The sequence below is a fragment of the Microcoleus sp. FACHB-672 genome (assembly GCF_014695725.1).
Taxonomy (GTDB): domain Bacteria; phylum Cyanobacteriota; class Cyanobacteriia; order Cyanobacteriales; family Oscillatoriaceae; genus FACHB-68.
Genome location: NZ_JACJOU010000023.1, coordinates 1 through 16,406, shown reverse-complemented (window position 1 = coordinate 16,406; position 16,406 = coordinate 1). Strand labels below are relative to the sequence as shown.

The window sequence follows — 16,406 nt, the reverse complement described above, 5'->3', positions numbered from 1 at the left end:
TCTTAAGGATCTTCATCAAACCCAAAATTGACTAGCATTAAAAATTCTGGTTTGTCAATTAACTCTTGTGTCAAAAAGAAACCAGCAATTGTCCAACTTTGGAATTTTCTTGCTTCTTTTCCAATGAGCCGGCCATCCTCACCATCATAATATTCTGGCCAATCTTCGGCTAACAAACGCTTACCGACAACCACAAGGTCTTCTTTCAATCTTTTTAACACATCGTATCTGCCGGTTTTCAAAGCAGCCGCCGCCAACATCCAAGTTAAAACCGGCCAACTTCCCCCATTGTGGTAAGACCAGCGTTTATTCTTCGGATCGCAGCCGGTTAAAATTTCCCAATCTCGACCTTCCAAAGCCGGATAACAAATTTTTATCGGCATATGGGCAAGCAGTTTATCCCATTGCTGATAGATGAGTTCCATAATCTCTTGCGACTGCATCTTCGTTGCCAGAGAACACAGAATCGTCATCAAATTTGCCAGCGTAAAGAAACGACAATCTAACTGCGAAGGGCCGAGGTTGCCGGCAAAATATCCCCCTTTTTCTTCCAACCACTCACTCAACCACTCATAGGGAATCGAATCTGAATAAAGATTGAATTTATTAAGCACTTCTTTCCCATATTGCTCGACTCTGAAGCGATAGATATCATTCAAACTCTTAATATCTAACCAATAATCGATCCGAATTCGTTCTTTGAGCGCTTGCAAGCGTAACTGAACCGCCTGCCTCACTTTTTCATTGGTTTCATTATCGGGCAACAGTTCAGAAGCTGCTCGCAAAGAGGCGTAAAATAAAGCTTGAATTTCTAGCGGATGCCCATAAATTCCCAGCCGGCGATCAATCATACAGGCACCATCTGGAACAAGCAGCGTCGGTTCCATATCAAACCGATCAGAAAAACACAGTTCCAGAATTAATCGCACGCCTTCTTGAAAATCCTCTTGATGTGCCAGAGATTGATTTCCAACCGCCTTACAATAAGCCCGCACCAAAAGAATCCACCACAAGCTAGAATCAACCGGCGTTACCCTAGCAATCGCCCGATCGCCAAAATCTGGTTCTAAATGTTGCTGTCCGTTGTCAACAATTACCTTAAAACTGGCCGGCATCAAAGCTAGACCCGTAAAACTTCTTTGTCTGGCTTGCTGATGCAACTCTAAAGTTACTTCCAGAAAATTGCGAACAATTTCATTGCCGCTGAGTGGAATCTCTGTATGTTTATGATGTTTAACCGGCAGCTCATCATTTTTTACCAAAAAAAGCAGCGCAACGGGAACAAAATCACGAATAAAAACCTGGTCGTAATTTAGCACCTCTCCAGGAACAGGATGCGCTACATCAGGATTGCAGACAGCCGGTGTGCCAATCCAACGACCTTCATATTCGATCAGCGACTCAACAAGAATTTTTAACGCCTCTTCTTCCATCTGACTTAATTTCCTCAACTTCCGATCATTATGTTAGAGGAGATGCAGCTTCCTGAAATGTTTCTCTCCCACCTTCTCTGATTGTGCGGATCTGGGTTGCATACTTTCAGGCCGGTGTTGTCGTAGCCTTGAGCCTCAATCCGGGCTTTTGAGAGCGTCGGCACTCAGTTTATACATAACCGTCGAGCGGCGCAAGCTTTCTGCGCCTCCTCTCAAATTGCGTTTCTCAAATGCCGGTGTATTCTCGAAGCGTTCATCTGGTAGTACATTGCTGGGAACAGAGTGTCGGTGTCAAAAATTACCAACTCCTTTAACTAAATCTGGGATGATTACGCGCAATCTTTAACGATCACACAGACAAAGGAACACTCAATGCAAATCCCAGACATCACCTCAAAACTTTTAGCGGCAAAAAAAGCGAGCGGACTCAGCTTTGCCGATTTAGAAAAAATTCTTGGACGCGATGAAGTCTGGATCGCCGCCGTTTTCTACCGGCAAGCAAGTGCTTCTGAAGAAGAAGCCAAACAACTCACCGACGCACTCGGACTCGATGCCAGTGTCGCCCAACTCCTCACTGAACCCTCTCTCAAAGGGTTAGGGCCGGTTGTTCCCACCGATCCCCTGATTTACCGCTTCTACGAAATTATGCAAGTGTACGGAATGCCTCTGAAATCGGTCATTCATGAGAAATTCGGCGACGGCATCATGAGTGCGATTGATTTCACCCTCGACGTAGACAAAGAAGAAGACCCCAAAGGCGATCGTGTCAAGATCACGATGTCTGGGAAATTTTTGCCTTATAAGAAGTGGTAGCACGTCACAACAACAAGGGGTAGCACGTCACAAACAGACGGGTAGGCGATCACAGCGAATAGGCGGGGAATGGGGGATCATGAAAATAGGGGCAAAAACCCCCTTTTACCGCACCCGATGCCCCCCACCACCCAAATTTATGTTAAATTTTCGTGACCTTGCGGATTTTGGGTAAAAAACGGTAAAATAAGATACAGAAATAAATTTTTTATTGAATATGAACTTCTCAACTCAACCCAGAAACAACGATTCGTTAAGGAATGCCGATATGAAACTCACTTATCGCGGTGCTAGCTACAACTACGAACCCCCCACCATTGACATGATGGAAGGCGAAGTTGGGGGTAAATATCGGGGACAACCCTGGACAGTCAGCTATCCCAGACATATTCCCGTGCCTCAGCCGGCTTTATCGTTGAAATATCGCGGTGTTGCCTATCAAACCGGCGAAGTTGCGGATGCTGGCGTCATTGCCTCAGCCGCGCCAGTAGAAAAAACGCCGGTGTGGGCAGTTTCGCCCCGCAACGCTTCGCATAGCGTCGTCTCACAAGTCTCCGAAATTCACCGCGCCAATATTTGCCAAAACCTGGAACGGCGCATTGAAGCAGCCAAAGCCCGTGGAGATCGACAACTGCTGCAAATGTTGGAACAAGAATCACAACAGTTGACTTGCTCACTGTAGTGAGTTTTGTCTAAAGCAGACTTGAAACTGCCGGTTTCCTAAACTGGTAGTCTCGCAATAATCGCAAAAGTCCTCTAAAAAGAACTCGGAAAATTCCAGTTTTCTTTAGAGGACTTTCGCTATGAGGGGGAAAATAGATTCCCCCGCTACTGATGGGACGAGATCAGATCGAGAAGCCGGCTTTTTCACTTTGCGCCTTAACCTTTAACGCAAACAACCTGCTTCAGCGTTGCCACCACTTCCACCAGATCCGATTGCTGCTTCATCACCTGCTCAATCGGCTTGTAAGCGCCTGGAATTTCATCCAAAACACCCCCATCCTTGCGGCATTCAACGCCTTGTGTTTGTTTCACCAAATCGTCTACACTAAATTGGTTTTTCGCCTTATTTCGAGACATCAAACGACCGGCACCGTGGGAACAAGAACAGTAACTGTCGCTATTTCCTTTGCCTTTAACGATGAATGATTTCGCACCCATTGAACCAGGAATAATGCCGTAGTCATTCTCTTGTGCCCGCACAGCGCCCTTGCGAGTGACATACACTTGTTCCCCGAAATGTACTTCTTTCTCGGCATAATTATGGTGGCAATTTACCTGCAATAAAGGCTTTGTCTGCTTACCGCCGCCAAGATGCTTTTCCACAATCCGCACAAAGCGACTCATCATCACATCCCGATTGTAGCGGGCATAGTTCTGCGCCCACTGCAAATCCCGCCAGTAAGCGGCAAACTGAGGAGTGCCGGCGACAAAATAGGCTAAATCCGGATCAGGTAACCGATTATCTGCCAGTTTTAACAGCTCCTTAGCCGTATCAATATGGTTTTGCGCCAGCATATTTCCAATGTGACGTGAACCAGAGTGCAGCATTAACCAAACATGGTTCTCGGTATCAAGACAAACTTCAATGAAGTGGTTGCCGCCACCCAGAGAACCCATCTGTTTCATGGCTTTTCCTTCCAAGCGCCGCACTCCTGGATGCAGTTCTTTGAAATCACGCCATCCTTGCCAATTGGTAACAGCTTTTTCAACATTTTTATTCTCATTAAATCCAACAGGAATTGCTGCTTCAATATCCAGCCGAATTTTCTTGAGTTTACCTTCCAACTCATCAGCCGTGAATGGTGTCTGAACTGCCATCATGCCACAACCAATATCAACCCCCACAGCGGCGGGGATCAATGCGTCTTTTGTCGCTACCACTGAACCAACTAAGGCACCTTTACCCAGGTGAACATCCGGCATTAGCGAGACGTGCTTAAACACAAATGGCAGGGACGCCACGTTTTTAGCCATTTTCTCTTCATCACGGCTTAGTGGGTGGCCGGCCCAAGACAGCACCGGCTTGGGGGTTGAAAGTTCGAGATTTTCGTGGGGCATGAATGTTATTTTCCTTTCGCACTACTAATATACTACATCAAAACTACAAATTCATCAAGGGATGTCTGATCGCAACTGTTCGATATTTTGCTCCCAGTTACGACCGTCAAAAGGCACGATATGAAAGCGTTCCTCTACTTCACCATCGAGACAGTGGACATTGACATCGAAGCTATCAGGATGGGAACGGGGCCGGTAAAATGAGTGAATTCCACAGACTCGGCAGAAAATATGCTTGGCAATGCCGGTGTTGAAGGTGTAGGTTGTTAGTTCATTTTCACCTTGTAGTAAGGTGAAGTTTTCTGCCGGCACTATTAGATGCAAGAAGCCTTTTTTTGTGCAAATTGAGCAGTTACAATCTGTGGCTTCATGTTTTTCAACTTTTACTTGAAATCTTACTGCCCCACAGTGGCACCCACCTTCATAAGTAATGGGTTCGTTCATGTTTCTCCTGTCAATCTATTCAAGAAAGGATGTATTCAAGATTTTAATAAATTTGTTATGTTTAAAAAATAAGAATTTAAAACCAGAATAAACACAGATAGTTGATCGGCAATAAACACAGATAGTTGATCGGCAATAAACACAGATAGTTGATCGGCTATCGGCTAGGTTAAACAAGAAGTGTAATGAGATGTAGGCGATAATTTTTATTACCAAATATTCTAATTTTGGCTTTTTTAGTGAGGGAATCTAACAGCTGGTTATCGCTTTACCCAAATGCCTTGCATTCCGACAGCTTTAGCGCCTTGATAATCTTCCTTAAAACTGTCGCCTATGTGCCAAGCAGTCTCAGCAGAGCAGTTATGTTTTTGCAAACCGGCAATAAATATTTGAGAATTTGGTTTTGCCGCACCGACTTCTGTTGAAATTGTAACAGATGTGAAAAAATCCGCCAAATTTAGTGCTTTTAAAACTGCGTGCAGGCGTGAATCGAAGTTTGATATAATTCCTAGTTCAATTTTTTTCTGATGCCAAGATTCAAGTGCCGGCAAGACATCAGGATAGATAAACCAAGCTTGATCAGTGGCAAAATAAGCGAAGGCTTCAGTAAAGAAGGCATCAAAATCTGAAAACTGATAGAAGACACCGGCTGTTTTGAAAGTTTGACCGGCTATCGCTTTCCACCACTCAAATTCTCTTTCTGGAATCTGTGCCGGCGTAGCCCCTGGAAACGCTGCCGGTGTTGATGCTTTAAAACTTTTATAAAACGATTGATTGATTAACTCCGGTGAAACTTTAACATTAAACCGGCTGGCGATTTCTCCATAGACTTCACCTACACTTCCCCGCACGCCAAATAAAGTGCCAACTGCATCTAAAAAAATAACTTTGGGGCGTCCCTGATTATTTGTCATTGATCGTTGCCCTATCAAAATAATTTCAACGGTCTTTGCGTCATTGACGACAGGTTGAATGACAACTTGTTGTTAATGACGCACGTTGAGATCAATTTTATGGGTTCTGTGGGCGGAGTGAAACTACCCCTAGTCTCTCTATTTAGAAAGTATTTCCCGCAACGGTTGAGCAATCCAGTTGAAACCGACTCTCAACTGATGTTCTAATGTGGGCAGCCGGTAGAGATAAGTTAGACGGCGGACAAGATGGGCGGCGGGGCCATTAAGTTTGATACCTAAACCGCTAAGGGTCGCGTTGTCAACGCCTAACGTCATCATTTCCCCGGTTGCCTGATAGCGGAACGGCAACAAAGGCCGGCCTGTGAGGGATGCCCAAAGATTCCAGCCGGCATAATCAGCTTGCTGTAAGGCTGCCTGGGCGGTTGCCGGCACCTGCTGACCTGTTGCGTCATTGCAATCGGCCAAATCTCCTAAAACAAAAATTTCTGGGTGGTCAACTGCTTGCAGGGTCTGCAGTGCAGCGAGTTGACCCCGGTGATTTTGCTTGAGGGGAAGCGATTTCACCACCGGCGCAACTTGGGTTCCCACCGTCCACAGCACCAAATCTGTTGGGATCGTGTCTACCTGTCCTTTATACACCAGGGAGATCGTTTCTGGCCCGATGGATTCCACTGCGGTTTCCATATCAAGCCACACTCCCCGTTCCTCTAGCGCCTTGCTGGCTGCCTCACGATTAAAGTCAGCCGAGGTTCGCAGAATCATATCACCTTGTTCAACCAGCCGCAGGCGTCCGCGAGTTGAAAGCCGGTCTGCCAGTTTGCAAGCCAACTCAACGCCACTGTAACCGGCACCTACAATAACGATGCGAATTTTCTCTTTGTCTGATGCTTCCAAAATTCGCAAGCGTTCTTCCAAGCGATAGGCATCCGTGACTGTCCGGAACGGGAAGGCGTAATTTTCAGCTCCCGGCACCATGTCAAGGGGCGTTTCACCCCCCATTGCCAAGACGAGCCGGTCATAGGAGAAATCATGGCCATCTTGAAGCTGTACCAGCTTGGAGTCTACATCAATTCCAGCTGCCGCTCCTTGATGAAAGCGAATGCCGGTGTTCGCCAAAATTTCTTCAAAAGGTGGGGCAATTTCCCAGGTTTGCAACTCGCCGGTAAGGAGTTCGTACAGCAGGGGCGAGAATAAAAAGCGGTCGTTACGATCGACCAGAACAATTTCGGGTTTCTCGAGTTTATTCCAGGGAAGCTCACTCAAACGCAGCGCTGTGTAGAGACCTCCAAAGCCTCCACCGAGAATGCAAATGCGTGCGGGTTGTTCATTCATAGGTTTTTGGGCCGGCGATGGTAGCAGGGCAACTCTGTATTCAGGATAGCAAGGCAATCTGGGTAACAGGTTGGCCTATGGGTTAACTTGATGCTGAATCCTGTGCGATCAAATTACTTAATGGATGTAAGCTGAGGAATATTCAACTTGCTGCTAGAGATGGGCGTCCCCACCGGCACCCTAAGAGTTTTAGCCAGATCCTGACCGCTAGTTAAACAATAATTAATTTATGAGCGGGGAAACAAACCTATATAAGACAAGAAAAAGTTATTGGTTTAAATACCGTTGCTAGTCAAGTAGAAATTTAGACTGATTTGCGTAACAATTGCCTTGTTCGCACATCCTGAAGCCGGCTAAGTATTAAATATTTCCCTTGTAAAATCCGATGATATCTTCAACACCGAACTGGGCCAAAGCACGGGAAAACCGGAGCCGGCAACAGAGGTAAAATCCTGAAGAATAACTAAAGGGGGGAAAATAAACCGATGTGGGAAAATAAAATTCGCGCATCATTTGTAAATTAAGCTCTGCGTATGCCACTGACTATTAAAACTCTCAGGGAAACCTTTTTCAAACTTAGACCCATTCAATCGGCTGAACTCACAGAGGCCGAAAAACAACAGATGGCAGGGGGGAAGCAGTTTGAACTCCACTCCTACGTCATTGTTCGCGATCACATTCGATTTGCACTGCTTAAAGATTCCTTCAAAGGCTTCAATACCTGGTACGCTTACGCACCACACGTCCAGATACTGGGGGATACGCCTCAAACCCCCGTTGTTTATCCAAAACCCCTACCGGCAAGGGTCAGGTTGTCAGTTCCTTACAAGTCTCAACTAGACAACTGGTACAATCCCACCGGCGCTTGTAATGTCACCTCACTTGCCATGTGTCTGGAGTACCTGAAGACTCCCCGCCGAAAGACTTCTGGCCAATTTGAGGATGAACTTTATCAATATGCGCTGAGTAAGGGTTACAGCCGGTGGGACCCGGTAGACTTGGCGAAAATTGTCAGAGATTATGGTCGGCGCGATGACTATACAACCCGCGCCACCATTGATGGAGTCAAGCAGTGGTTAGCCGCCGGCAATGTGGCAGTGATCCACGGTTACTTCACGTCTTTTGGTCATATTCTCGTAGCGGTTGGGTATGACAGCACCGGCTTCTATGTTCACGATCCCTATGGAGAGTGGTTTCCGAGTGGATATCGCACGGATCTTAATGGGGCGTATCTCCACTACTCCTACGGGCTAATTCGCCGGGTTTGCATCCCAGATGGGGACTTTTGGGTTCACTTTATTTCTGCGTGAAACAAGTTCAACCTGATGAGTTAAAAAAAGTGAAGAGAAAATTTTTCTCTTCACCCCAAAATTCAATGCCGGCAGGCTGAACGTCCATTTTTACTGCCGGCATTCCTACAATTAAATTTCAATCATTGCCGGACATCCCACGTTGGTTCCACCTAAGCCGCAATAGCCATTAGGATTTTTGGCTAAATACTGCTGGTGATAGCTCTCTGCATAGTAAAATTCAGGAGCCTCAATCACTTCAGTGGTAATCGTCCCGTAACCCGCAGCGCTAAGGGCTTTCTGGTAAGCGTTGAGCGAAGCTTCAGCGAGCTTTTTATGGCGATCTGAATAGGCATAAATTCCAGAACGGTACTGGGTGCCAACGTCATTACCTTGGCGCATTCCCTGAGTCGGGTTGTGGCTTTCCCAAAAAACTTTCAACAGTCTTTCGTAACTGATCACTTTCGGATCAAAAACAACGAGAACGACTTCATTGTGCCCCGTCATGCCGGTGCAAACCTCTTCATAGGTGGGGTGGGGCGTTATCCCGCCGGCATAACCGACTGCTGTGCTAAACACTCCCTCAAGCTGCCAGAATTTGCGTTCTGCACCCCAGAAACACCCCATGCCAAACATGGCCATTTCCATGCCGGCAGGGAAAGGAGGCTGCAGCGGATTCCCATTGACATAGTGATTAGAGGGAACTTTAACCGCCTGTGTCCGCCCCGGTAAAGCATCTTGGGGAGACGGCAGTGTTAGCTTCTTGCCCAATCCAAATATTCCCATAAGTTCTAAATCTGATTTTCCATCGATTGTCGTTACATAACTTTATGGTAGGGAAAGAATCTGCGGATTTTCAAGCAGTTTCGGGAAATCACGAAATGTTGAGGGGGCATGGGGCATGGGGCATTCAAAACTCCCAGTGAATACTCCGCCTAGAAGTCAGCAAAAAAACCTAAATGATTGGCAACAGGGCGCTGGCGCATCGGCACCTTCGTGTGAATGGGTGCATTCAACACCTTGACGCCAGAATCATTGGCAACAACCAAAGTGGCAGAACCGCCGCCATCGAGATTGAGCGCCTCAAAAGCACCCAACTCCTGTGCAATCTCACTTAATTCCCCTAAAGTAACGCCTTCGCTGTAAAGTGGTTGCTTGCCATCTATGACAATCAGCCATAATTTTTGACCCTGCCGGTCTATCGCCACCGCCACACGAGAGTAAGGTTTATCTTGCCGGCTTGACTCTGGACTCAGCGATAAAACGCCCCTTTTCAGCACAATATGGCTGCCGGCGACAGCATGAACCGTCTCCGTTGGACACTGCCCACTGTCAAAAATTTGAGCACGATTGCCGCTATTAAAACACAACACCGGCCTGCCAGATTGCACACCAGAGTAGGTAGATCCGTTGGCAATTGCCTGTCCGACTACATTGACGCGCTCACCGCTACGAGGGTAAAAATCCCACGGGGTATGTTCACGAAACGGAAAAAAATAGCCGGCGTTGATCGCTAGTTGCAACTTGAACTCACTAACAAACTCAGACGTGGTTCGCGCTTGGATCTCCTTGCTGGCGTCGAGTGTGTTGTCCCCTGCCTGGCTGTTTCCCGGTGTCACTAGCACTCCAATCCCTGACGCGGTTAAATCAATGCTGACGATGTGCAGCATATACGGGCGGGGCGTATTCCGGGCTTGGCGCTTGTAGGTAATACCCTGAAACAGCGTCATCTCAAGGTTGGTGCGAACTGGGCGCAGCAAATGCTGTCGTGCATACAGCAGCAGTGGCAGCAGCAACAAACCGATACCTGCTGCCAATGGCAATTGCTTGATCCAGATTGGTTTCTGTTGATTTACGCTCACAGGCCGGCAGGGTGAAAAGTTATAGGGTTAGTCTGTCAGTTTTAATAGTAAAAGTTAATATCGCCGGCTAAGCGTTTGAGTGATGAAAACTAATTTTGAACGAGTGCCCACCGGCATAACTTTCAAACGGGTGGCGGTTTTAGTCGTAGTGGCAGTGATCCTAACGGTTTTAATGGGATCGGCGGTAGCGCGTACTGTATTTTCCTCTCTAGGTGAGCCGGTGGGAGGACGGAAGTGGTCTTATATTGTGGCGTTGCTGGTGAGCTTGAGCGTTGCTGGTGCCGGCTCTGGTTTGAAAACTTTTATGCCGCGACGGTTTAGAACCGTAGCAAATACTTTGTCAGCAACCGCATCGGGAGCGTTGCTTGGTTTTTTTTATGGTGGACTCGCTGCGGGTAAAAACCCAGCGTTTGCTGTGGCAGCAGCAGTCATTGGAGGGATACTTATCGGAGCCGGCAGCTTGAGGTTCCGCACTGGCGTGGGAGCGGTTGCTGTGGCAGTTGCCGGCGCTGTGGGGGGCTACGGCTTTGCTTTTTGGCTTTGGGCAGTTGCGCTGGCCTTCCTGAGCGGAGAAAAGCTAATTGAGGGATTTTTTTTGAGTGGGCTATCGCTGGTTTACATTGGCTTGACTGTTAGCTCTCTGCTTTTGGCTGTCAAAGAGATTAAACGTTTTTAGAAGATATCTTTGAGAAAGGCCGGTTAACAGATGCTTGATTTGACGAGAGATATAGATATTGCAACCATTTCAAAAACTCCAAAATCCTTAGTCTCGTAGAAGTGTTTGACAAAAACCACAAAATGTAAATACTGTAAGGGCAAAGCATTCGGCGAGCGCGATCAGTGGCTTGCCAAGGATGAGAGTATCCGAATGCATTGCCCTAAGCTAGGGGAGCAATTGATTAGGCTTGCTTTCTTTGCCGGCAAATACGGACTTTTTTGAGACTACCGGCTATTGGGAGTAGTTCACGGTAGCATCTAATGTGATATTAAATATCGATAAAATTTAGCCAAACCCGTGATAAAGTCCTCTGCTGCATCGAAACCCGTGACTAAGCCCTCTGCTGCATCTACCGGCACTCCCAAGCCAGCCGGCAAAAATCAGCGACTTCTGTTTTTCACTTTGCGACTGCTGCTGCTGGTTTTGGGCGGCGGTTTAGCATTTGCAGTGGGCATGGCGATTGCACAATTCCATCCCGCTAGAAATCCTCAAGCACCTATCTGGCAAAACGTTTTCCGCGGGCCTGAAAATTTCGCCACCAACACTAGACAACTGCCCCCACCGCCAATTGCCACCCCCACTCCGCCACCCAATCTCACGCCTGAACAAAGCAAACAACTGCGTTCAGAACTGCAGCAGTTAGAGACACAGTTAAATGAATTAATCGGGCGGACTGCAACGTTGGAAACCAAACTGGGTAGCAGTCGTCCGACGGAGACCGTAGAAAGCCGGTTGCAGGTACTTTCGCGGCAGCTGGGCACTCCAGAAGTTGCACCCGCAGCCAATGTACCTGGGGCAGCAGCAACTCCGCAACCTTCAGAGGCAACAACCGGCACTGCTGAGGCTGTATCTGCCACGAATGGCCCAATGGTGACGTTACCCAGTGATGTTTTATTTGCAGAAGGTAGCGCAATGCTGCGCCCGCAAACTGGGGTAATTTTGGATAACTTGATTGCAGATCTGAAAAACTATCAGGGGGCGAGTGTCCGCATAGCAGGGCATACAGATGATGCCGGTGATGCTCAAGAAAATCAAGCTTTATCGTTTCGACGCGCTCAAGCTGTGCTGGCTTATCTGGCCGGCACCTTGGGCAACCAATATCACTGGGTTGTGATGGGATACGGTGAGACTCGCCCTGTGGCGGAAAATAACACCGATCTCAACCGGCAGCGCAACCGCCGGATTGAAATTGTCATCGAACCGAAAGCGAGCCGGTAGAAAGAATAAGATTAAAAAGGGTTTTTTCAACGCGCTTGTTCATGACTTATTGCCTTGGTATCGTTACCCGTTGTGGTTTAGTCGTTGCTGCCGACTCTCGCACCAATGCCGGTGTCGATTATATTTCCACTTATCAAAAGCTCTTTGATTTTTCCAATCCGGGGGAACGAGTGCTGCTGATTTGCACATCAGGAAATCTGTCGATGACCCAAGCCGTACTCACTTTATTACGCAAAGACATCCAAACTCAGGAAGAAATCTCTCTCCATACTCTGCCCACGATGTATGAAATTGCCCGCTATATTGGCAGCAAAACTCGGCAGATTCAGGAGCAAGACAAAGCTTGGCTGAAGCAAGATGGTATTAACGCTCAAGCTAGCGTACTTGTTGCCGGTCAAATCAAGGGAGAAGATCCGTCATTATATTTGGTTTACAGTCAGGGAAACTGTATTCACGCCACTAAAGAAACGCCATTTCTTCAGATTGGAGAAACTAAATATGGCAAGCCAATTTTAGACCGCACTCTCACATTTGAAACTCCTTTAGAAGCAGCGGCTAAGTGCGCCCTTTTGTCAATAGATTCCACCATGAAATCTAACATTTCTGTTGGCCCTCCTATTAACATGGTGATGTACGAAACTGACACGTTTGTGATTCGGCATCAGCTACAATTGCGCCTGGGAGATCCTTACCTCGCGAAAATGCGAAAATTATGGGAAGAATATCTAAAAAATGCGTTTGATCATATGCCAAATATCGATTGGCAGCATTATTTAGAAGAACCTCAAACAGACGTTATTATTGACTAAATAATTTAGCAGAATTTTTAGCCTATAAAAGATGGTTCTTTTTGCCTTTTAAGTGTTTATTGTTGTTTTTACCACGGGCTGCCAATCATTGTGAAGCCTGCCCAATAATAGGGATGGGATAAATTTTTATTTGCCAAATTTATTAAACTGGCCGGTAAGGGAATATTCTCTGTAGAACTTAGCAAATGACCCTGCTGCAAGCGCACATTATTTTGAATCATGGCAATTTGTGCTTGCTGTAATGCTTCGGCTTTGATAGGCACTGTATGCAACTGTTGGTAAAACTCGGTCATTAACGCCAAGGTGCCCTCATCATTCACATACCAGAGACTCGCTAAAGCTGACTTGACCCCTGCCTGCAGGGCTAAGCCGGCAAACCCCAGTTCGGCTTCCTCATCTCCGACTGCGGTGCGGCAGGCAGAAAGCACTAACAACTCCACTGCTGGATTATGCCAGCTCAACTGCCGTACTTGATCCATTCGCAACTTAGAGTCCCACAATTGAATGTAGGAATTGCTAGCTTTCCCCCTTTGGAATTCTGCATGAGTGGCTAAGTGAATAATTCCAAAGGCACGCGTATTGCGCTGGGATTTCAGATTGTCTAAAGTAAATGCTTCATTAAGGAACGACTCACCTGTCCACACATCTTTGGCAATCGCGTTGAGTTCCACCGGCACTGCCGGCAGTGGATTCTTGTCAGTAAATTCCGATGCTCCCATCGCCAGCACTTCCATCTTCCTGATGTCTTGGTAACGAGTATCGGTTAAGTTCAGGCTAGGCATCAGGCCAAGACTGTATTTTTCTATGAGAAACTGTTGCCCATCATGCAGTGCGGCAACTGGAATTGTTCGCAGTCCAGAATCAAGAATCAACACCAAATTCTGGATGCCTTGCGCTTGAAGTTCATCCTCTAACGGTGCCACCATCCATTTATAAAGTTGCTGTGCCGGCTCCAAGTAACTGTTAGTGTTGCGTTTTGAGGCAGTCGTTACCTCTTGATGAAATTGTTTCGCCACTTCTAGCACCTGAGAGCGCATCACAGACGGTAATCGCTTCTGAACCGGCTCTCCCGTTGCCGTCACCATTACCAGTTCTAGCGAATCGTTCTCCCGTCCCTTGTTATTTCCTTGGGTTTGAGACTCAGGATTGACTGAAGGATTAATTTCACCCCCATCTGGGATAAAGCGAATATACAGCAATGCCGGTTTCACACCCGTTGCCTGTTCAATTTCGCTCAGAATTTTACGGGTTTCTGCCAGGGTTGGAGACTGGTTTTCCTGAGAAATCCCCAGATAAGCTTCAAATTGATTCGTGAAAGATTGGTCGATTTCAAAAGCAGCGGTATCGATTTTGAGCCTTGGAAAATTGTTATTAGTTTCAATTTGTGGTTTAGGAGCGGATGTGACTAAAGATGTGACGATCTGCTGATACTGCAGGCCGCTCGCTGGGTAGGATGGTGAACTGGGCGTGGGATCTGGTGCCGGTGTCGGAATCGGGCTAGGCGTGGCAATAGGTGCCGGTGTGGGATTAGAACTAGAACTGGGTGCCGGAATCGGACTGGGCATGGAAGCTGGATCTGGAGATGGTGTTGAATTGGGACGTGGCAGCGGAACAGGTGCCGACTCTAATGTTGGTGTTGGTGTAGGTTCTGGTGTTGGATTTGGAGTGGCATAGGGCGCGGGAACTGGACTTGGGGCGGGAATTGGGGCCGGCTGTGGTGTTGGATTTGGTTCTGCTGCTGGCTCTGGTATTTCTGACGATATCGGCTCTGGTGTGGGATTTGGGGTGGGAACTGGTACCGGCTCAGGTGTTGGTGACGGGGCCGGCTCTGGTGTGGGATTTGGCGTAGGAACTGGTATCGGCTCTGGTGTTGGAGTGGGATTTGGCGTGGGAACTGGTACCGGCTCTGGTGTTGGGGCCGGCTCTGGAGTGGGATTTGGCGTGGGAACTGGTACCGGCTCTGGTGTTGGAGTAGGTGCTGGTTCTGGTGTTGGAGTAGGTGCTGGTTCTGGTATTGGTGTTGGGGCCGGCTCTGGTGTTGGAGTAGGTGCTGGTTCTGGAGTGGGATTTGGCGTGGGAACTGGTACCGGCTCTGGTGTTGGTGTCGGTTCTGGTGTGGGATTTGGCGTGGGAACTGGTACCGGCTCTGGTGTTGGAATGGGATTTGGCGTTGGTGATGGTGTTGGGGCCGGCTCTGGTGTTGGAGTGGGATTTGGCGTGGGAACTGGTGACGGTTCTGGTGTTGGAGTGGGATTTGGCGTGGGAACTGGGGCCGGTTCTGGTTCTGGAGTGGGATTTGGCGTGGGATTTGGCGTGGGAACTGGTACCGGCTCTGGTGTTGGAATGGGATTTGGCTCTGGAGTGGGATTTGGCGTAGGAACTGGTACTGGCTCTGGTGTTGGTGATGGGGCCGGCACTGGAGTGGGATTTGGCGTGGGAACTGGTACCGGCTCTGGTGTTGGTGTCGGTGTCGGCTCTGGTGTTGGTGTTGGGGCCGGCTCTGGTGTTGGAGTGGGATTTGGCGTGGGAACTGGTACCGGCTCTGGTGTTGGGCTGGGCGCCGGTTCTGGAGTGGGATTTGGCGTGGGAACAGGGGCCGGTTCTGGTGTTGGGCTGGGCGCCGGTTCTGGAGTGGGATTTGGCGTGGGATTTGGCGTGGGAACTGGTACCGGCTCTGGTGTTGGAGTCGGCTCTGGTGTTGGAGTCGGTGTCGGCTCTGGTGTTGGTGATGGGGCCGGCACTGGAGTGGGATTTGGCGTAGGAACTGGTACCGGCTCTGGTGTTGGTAACGGTTCTGGTGTTGGTGTTGGTGTTGGCGTGGGAACTGGTACCGGCTCTGGTGTTGGTGACGGTTCTGGAGTGGGATTTGGCGTGGGAACAGGCGCCGGTTCTGGTGTTGGTGTTGGTGTTGGGGCCGGTTCTGGAGTGGGATTTGGAGTGGGATTTGGCGTGGGAACTGGTACCGGCTCTGGTGTTGGTGACGGTTCTGGTGTTGGAGTGGGATTTGGCGTGGGAACTGGTACCGGCTCTGGTGTTGGAGTGGGATTTGGCGTGGGAACTGGGGCCGGTTCTGGAGTGGGATTTGGCGTGGGATTTGGCGTGGGAACTGGTACCGGCTCTGGTGTTGGGCTGGGTGCCGGTTCTGGAGTGGGATTTGGCGTGGGAACAGGGGCCGGCTCTGGTGTTGGAGTGGGATTTGGCGTGGGAACTGGTGCCGGCTCTGGAGTGGGATTTGGCGTGGGATTTGGTGTCGGCTCTGGTGTTGGCGTAGGTGTCGGTTCTGGAGTGGGATTTGGCGTAGGAGCTGGAGTGGGATTTGGCGTAGGAGCTGGAGTGGGATTTGGCGTAGGAGCTGGAGTGGGATTTGGCGTAGGAGCTGGAGTGGGATTTGGCGTAGGAGCTGGAGTGGGATTTGGCGTAGGAGCTGGAGTGGGATTTGGCGTAGGAGCTGGAGTGGGATTTGGCGTAGGAGCTGGAGTGGGATTTGGCGTAGGAGCTGGAGTGGGATTTGGC

At 48.6% G+C, this 16,406-nt stretch carries 16 protein-coding genes; 8 read left to right on the top strand and 8 right to left on the bottom strand.

The genetic code is table 11. From position 1 onward, the window contains the following. Positions 1–2: 2 nt before the first annotated feature. Positions 3–1,433: a glycoside hydrolase 100 family protein gene (locus H6F56_RS18935; protein ID WP_190671270.1), complete on the bottom strand. Its 1,431-nt coding sequence runs from the start codon at positions 1,431–1,433 to the stop codon at positions 3–5. 372 nt (positions 1,434–1,805) lie between these two features. Here H6F56_RS18935 and cynS point away from each other — a divergent pair, with 372 nt between their 5' ends. Both cynS and H6F56_RS18925 read left to right on the top strand, forming a co-directional pair. Then, positions 1,806–2,246, top strand: coding sequence for a cyanase (gene cynS, locus H6F56_RS18930; RefSeq protein ID WP_190671269.1), 441 nt, complete (start codon positions 1,806–1,808; stop codon positions 2,244–2,246). 268 nt (positions 2,247–2,514) lie between these two features. Continuing rightward, a complete protein-coding gene (locus H6F56_RS18925; RefSeq protein WP_190671267.1) occupies positions 2,515–2,928 on the top strand; it encodes a DUF4278 domain-containing protein in 414 nt (137 codons plus the stop codon). Positions 2,929–3,125: 197 nt separating this feature from the next. On the opposite strand, the gene H6F56_RS18920 is transcribed toward H6F56_RS18925, so the two are convergent. The 4 genes from H6F56_RS18920 to H6F56_RS18905 all read right to left on the bottom strand — a co-directional run bounded on the left by H6F56_RS18920 (position 3,126) and on the right by H6F56_RS18905 (position 6,997). Further along, positions 3,126–4,307 (bottom strand): RtcB family protein, encoded by a 1,182-nt coding sequence (locus H6F56_RS18920; RefSeq protein WP_190671265.1) that lies wholly within the window; start codon positions 4,305–4,307, stop codon positions 3,126–3,128. A 54-nt stretch (positions 4,308–4,361) separates the two neighbouring features. Continuing rightward, entirely contained in the window at positions 4,362–4,751 is a 390-nt protein-coding gene (locus H6F56_RS18915) for a GFA family protein (RefSeq protein ID WP_190671262.1), read from the bottom strand. Positions 4,752–5,011: 260 nt separating this feature from the next. Beyond that, a complete protein-coding gene (locus H6F56_RS18910) occupies positions 5,012–5,665 on the bottom strand; it encodes an HAD-IA family hydrolase (protein ID WP_190671260.1) in 654 nt (217 codons plus the stop codon). A gap of 138 nt (positions 5,666–5,803) precedes the next feature. Continuing rightward, entirely contained in the window at positions 5,804–6,997 is a 1,194-nt protein-coding gene (locus tag H6F56_RS18905) for an NAD(P)/FAD-dependent oxidoreductase (protein ID WP_190671258.1), read from the bottom strand. Positions 6,998–7,530: 533 nt separating this feature from the next. Between H6F56_RS18905 and H6F56_RS18900 the strand changes: the two genes are divergently transcribed. Beyond that, a complete protein-coding gene (locus H6F56_RS18900) occupies positions 7,531–8,307 on the top strand; it encodes a C39 family peptidase (protein ID WP_190671255.1) in 777 nt (258 codons plus the stop codon). A gap of 111 nt (positions 8,308–8,418) precedes the next feature. On the opposite strand, the gene msrA is transcribed toward H6F56_RS18900, so the two are convergent. Together msrA and H6F56_RS18890 are read right to left on the bottom strand one after the other, a co-directional pair. Beyond that, entirely contained in the window at positions 8,419–9,072 is a 654-nt protein-coding gene (gene msrA, locus H6F56_RS18895; protein ID WP_190671252.1) for a peptide-methionine (S)-S-oxide reductase MsrA, read from the bottom strand. A 149-nt stretch (positions 9,073–9,221) separates the two neighbouring features. Further along, positions 9,222–10,148, bottom strand: a complete 927-nt coding sequence (locus H6F56_RS18890; protein WP_309236574.1) for a phosphodiester glycosidase family protein — start codon at positions 10,146–10,148, stop codon at positions 9,222–9,224. Positions 10,149–10,230: 82 nt separating this feature from the next. On the opposite strand from H6F56_RS18890, the gene H6F56_RS18885 reads away from it, so the two are divergent. The 3 genes from H6F56_RS18885 (at position 10,231) to H6F56_RS18875 (ending at position 12,893) form a co-directional block, all read left to right on the top strand. Continuing rightward, positions 10,231–10,824 (top strand): low-complexity protein, encoded by a 594-nt coding sequence (locus H6F56_RS18885; RefSeq protein WP_190671250.1) that lies wholly within the window; start codon positions 10,231–10,233, stop codon positions 10,822–10,824. Positions 10,825–11,193: 369 nt separating this feature from the next. Next, positions 11,194–12,084 carry an OmpA family protein gene (locus H6F56_RS27110; protein ID WP_309236573.1) on the top strand — a complete coding sequence of 297 codons (891 nt, stop codon included), beginning with the start codon at positions 11,194–11,196 and terminating at the stop codon, positions 12,082–12,084. A gap of 41 nt (positions 12,085–12,125) precedes the next feature. Continuing rightward, complete coding sequence (locus tag H6F56_RS18875; protein WP_190671248.1) at positions 12,126–12,893, top strand: proteasome-type protease; 768 nt, start codon at positions 12,126–12,128, stop codon at positions 12,891–12,893. A gap of 68 nt (positions 12,894–12,961) precedes the next feature. Here H6F56_RS18875 and H6F56_RS18870 read toward each other — a convergent pair whose 3' ends face one another. Then, complete coding sequence (locus tag H6F56_RS18870; protein WP_190671244.1) at positions 12,962–14,458, bottom strand: CHAT domain-containing protein; 1,497 nt, start codon at positions 14,456–14,458, stop codon at positions 12,962–12,964. A gap of 95 nt (positions 14,459–14,553) precedes the next feature. On the opposite strand from H6F56_RS18870, the gene H6F56_RS18865 reads away from it, so the two are divergent. After that, positions 14,554–14,742 (top strand): hypothetical protein, encoded by a 189-nt coding sequence (locus H6F56_RS18865; RefSeq protein WP_206753418.1) that lies wholly within the window; start codon positions 14,554–14,556, stop codon positions 14,740–14,742. Further along, positions 14,679–16,406, top strand: a 1,728-nt coding sequence (locus tag H6F56_RS27060; protein WP_190671240.1) for a hypothetical protein, incomplete at its 3' end; no start/stop codon positions are given. The genes H6F56_RS18865 and H6F56_RS27060, both read left to right, overlap by 64 nt.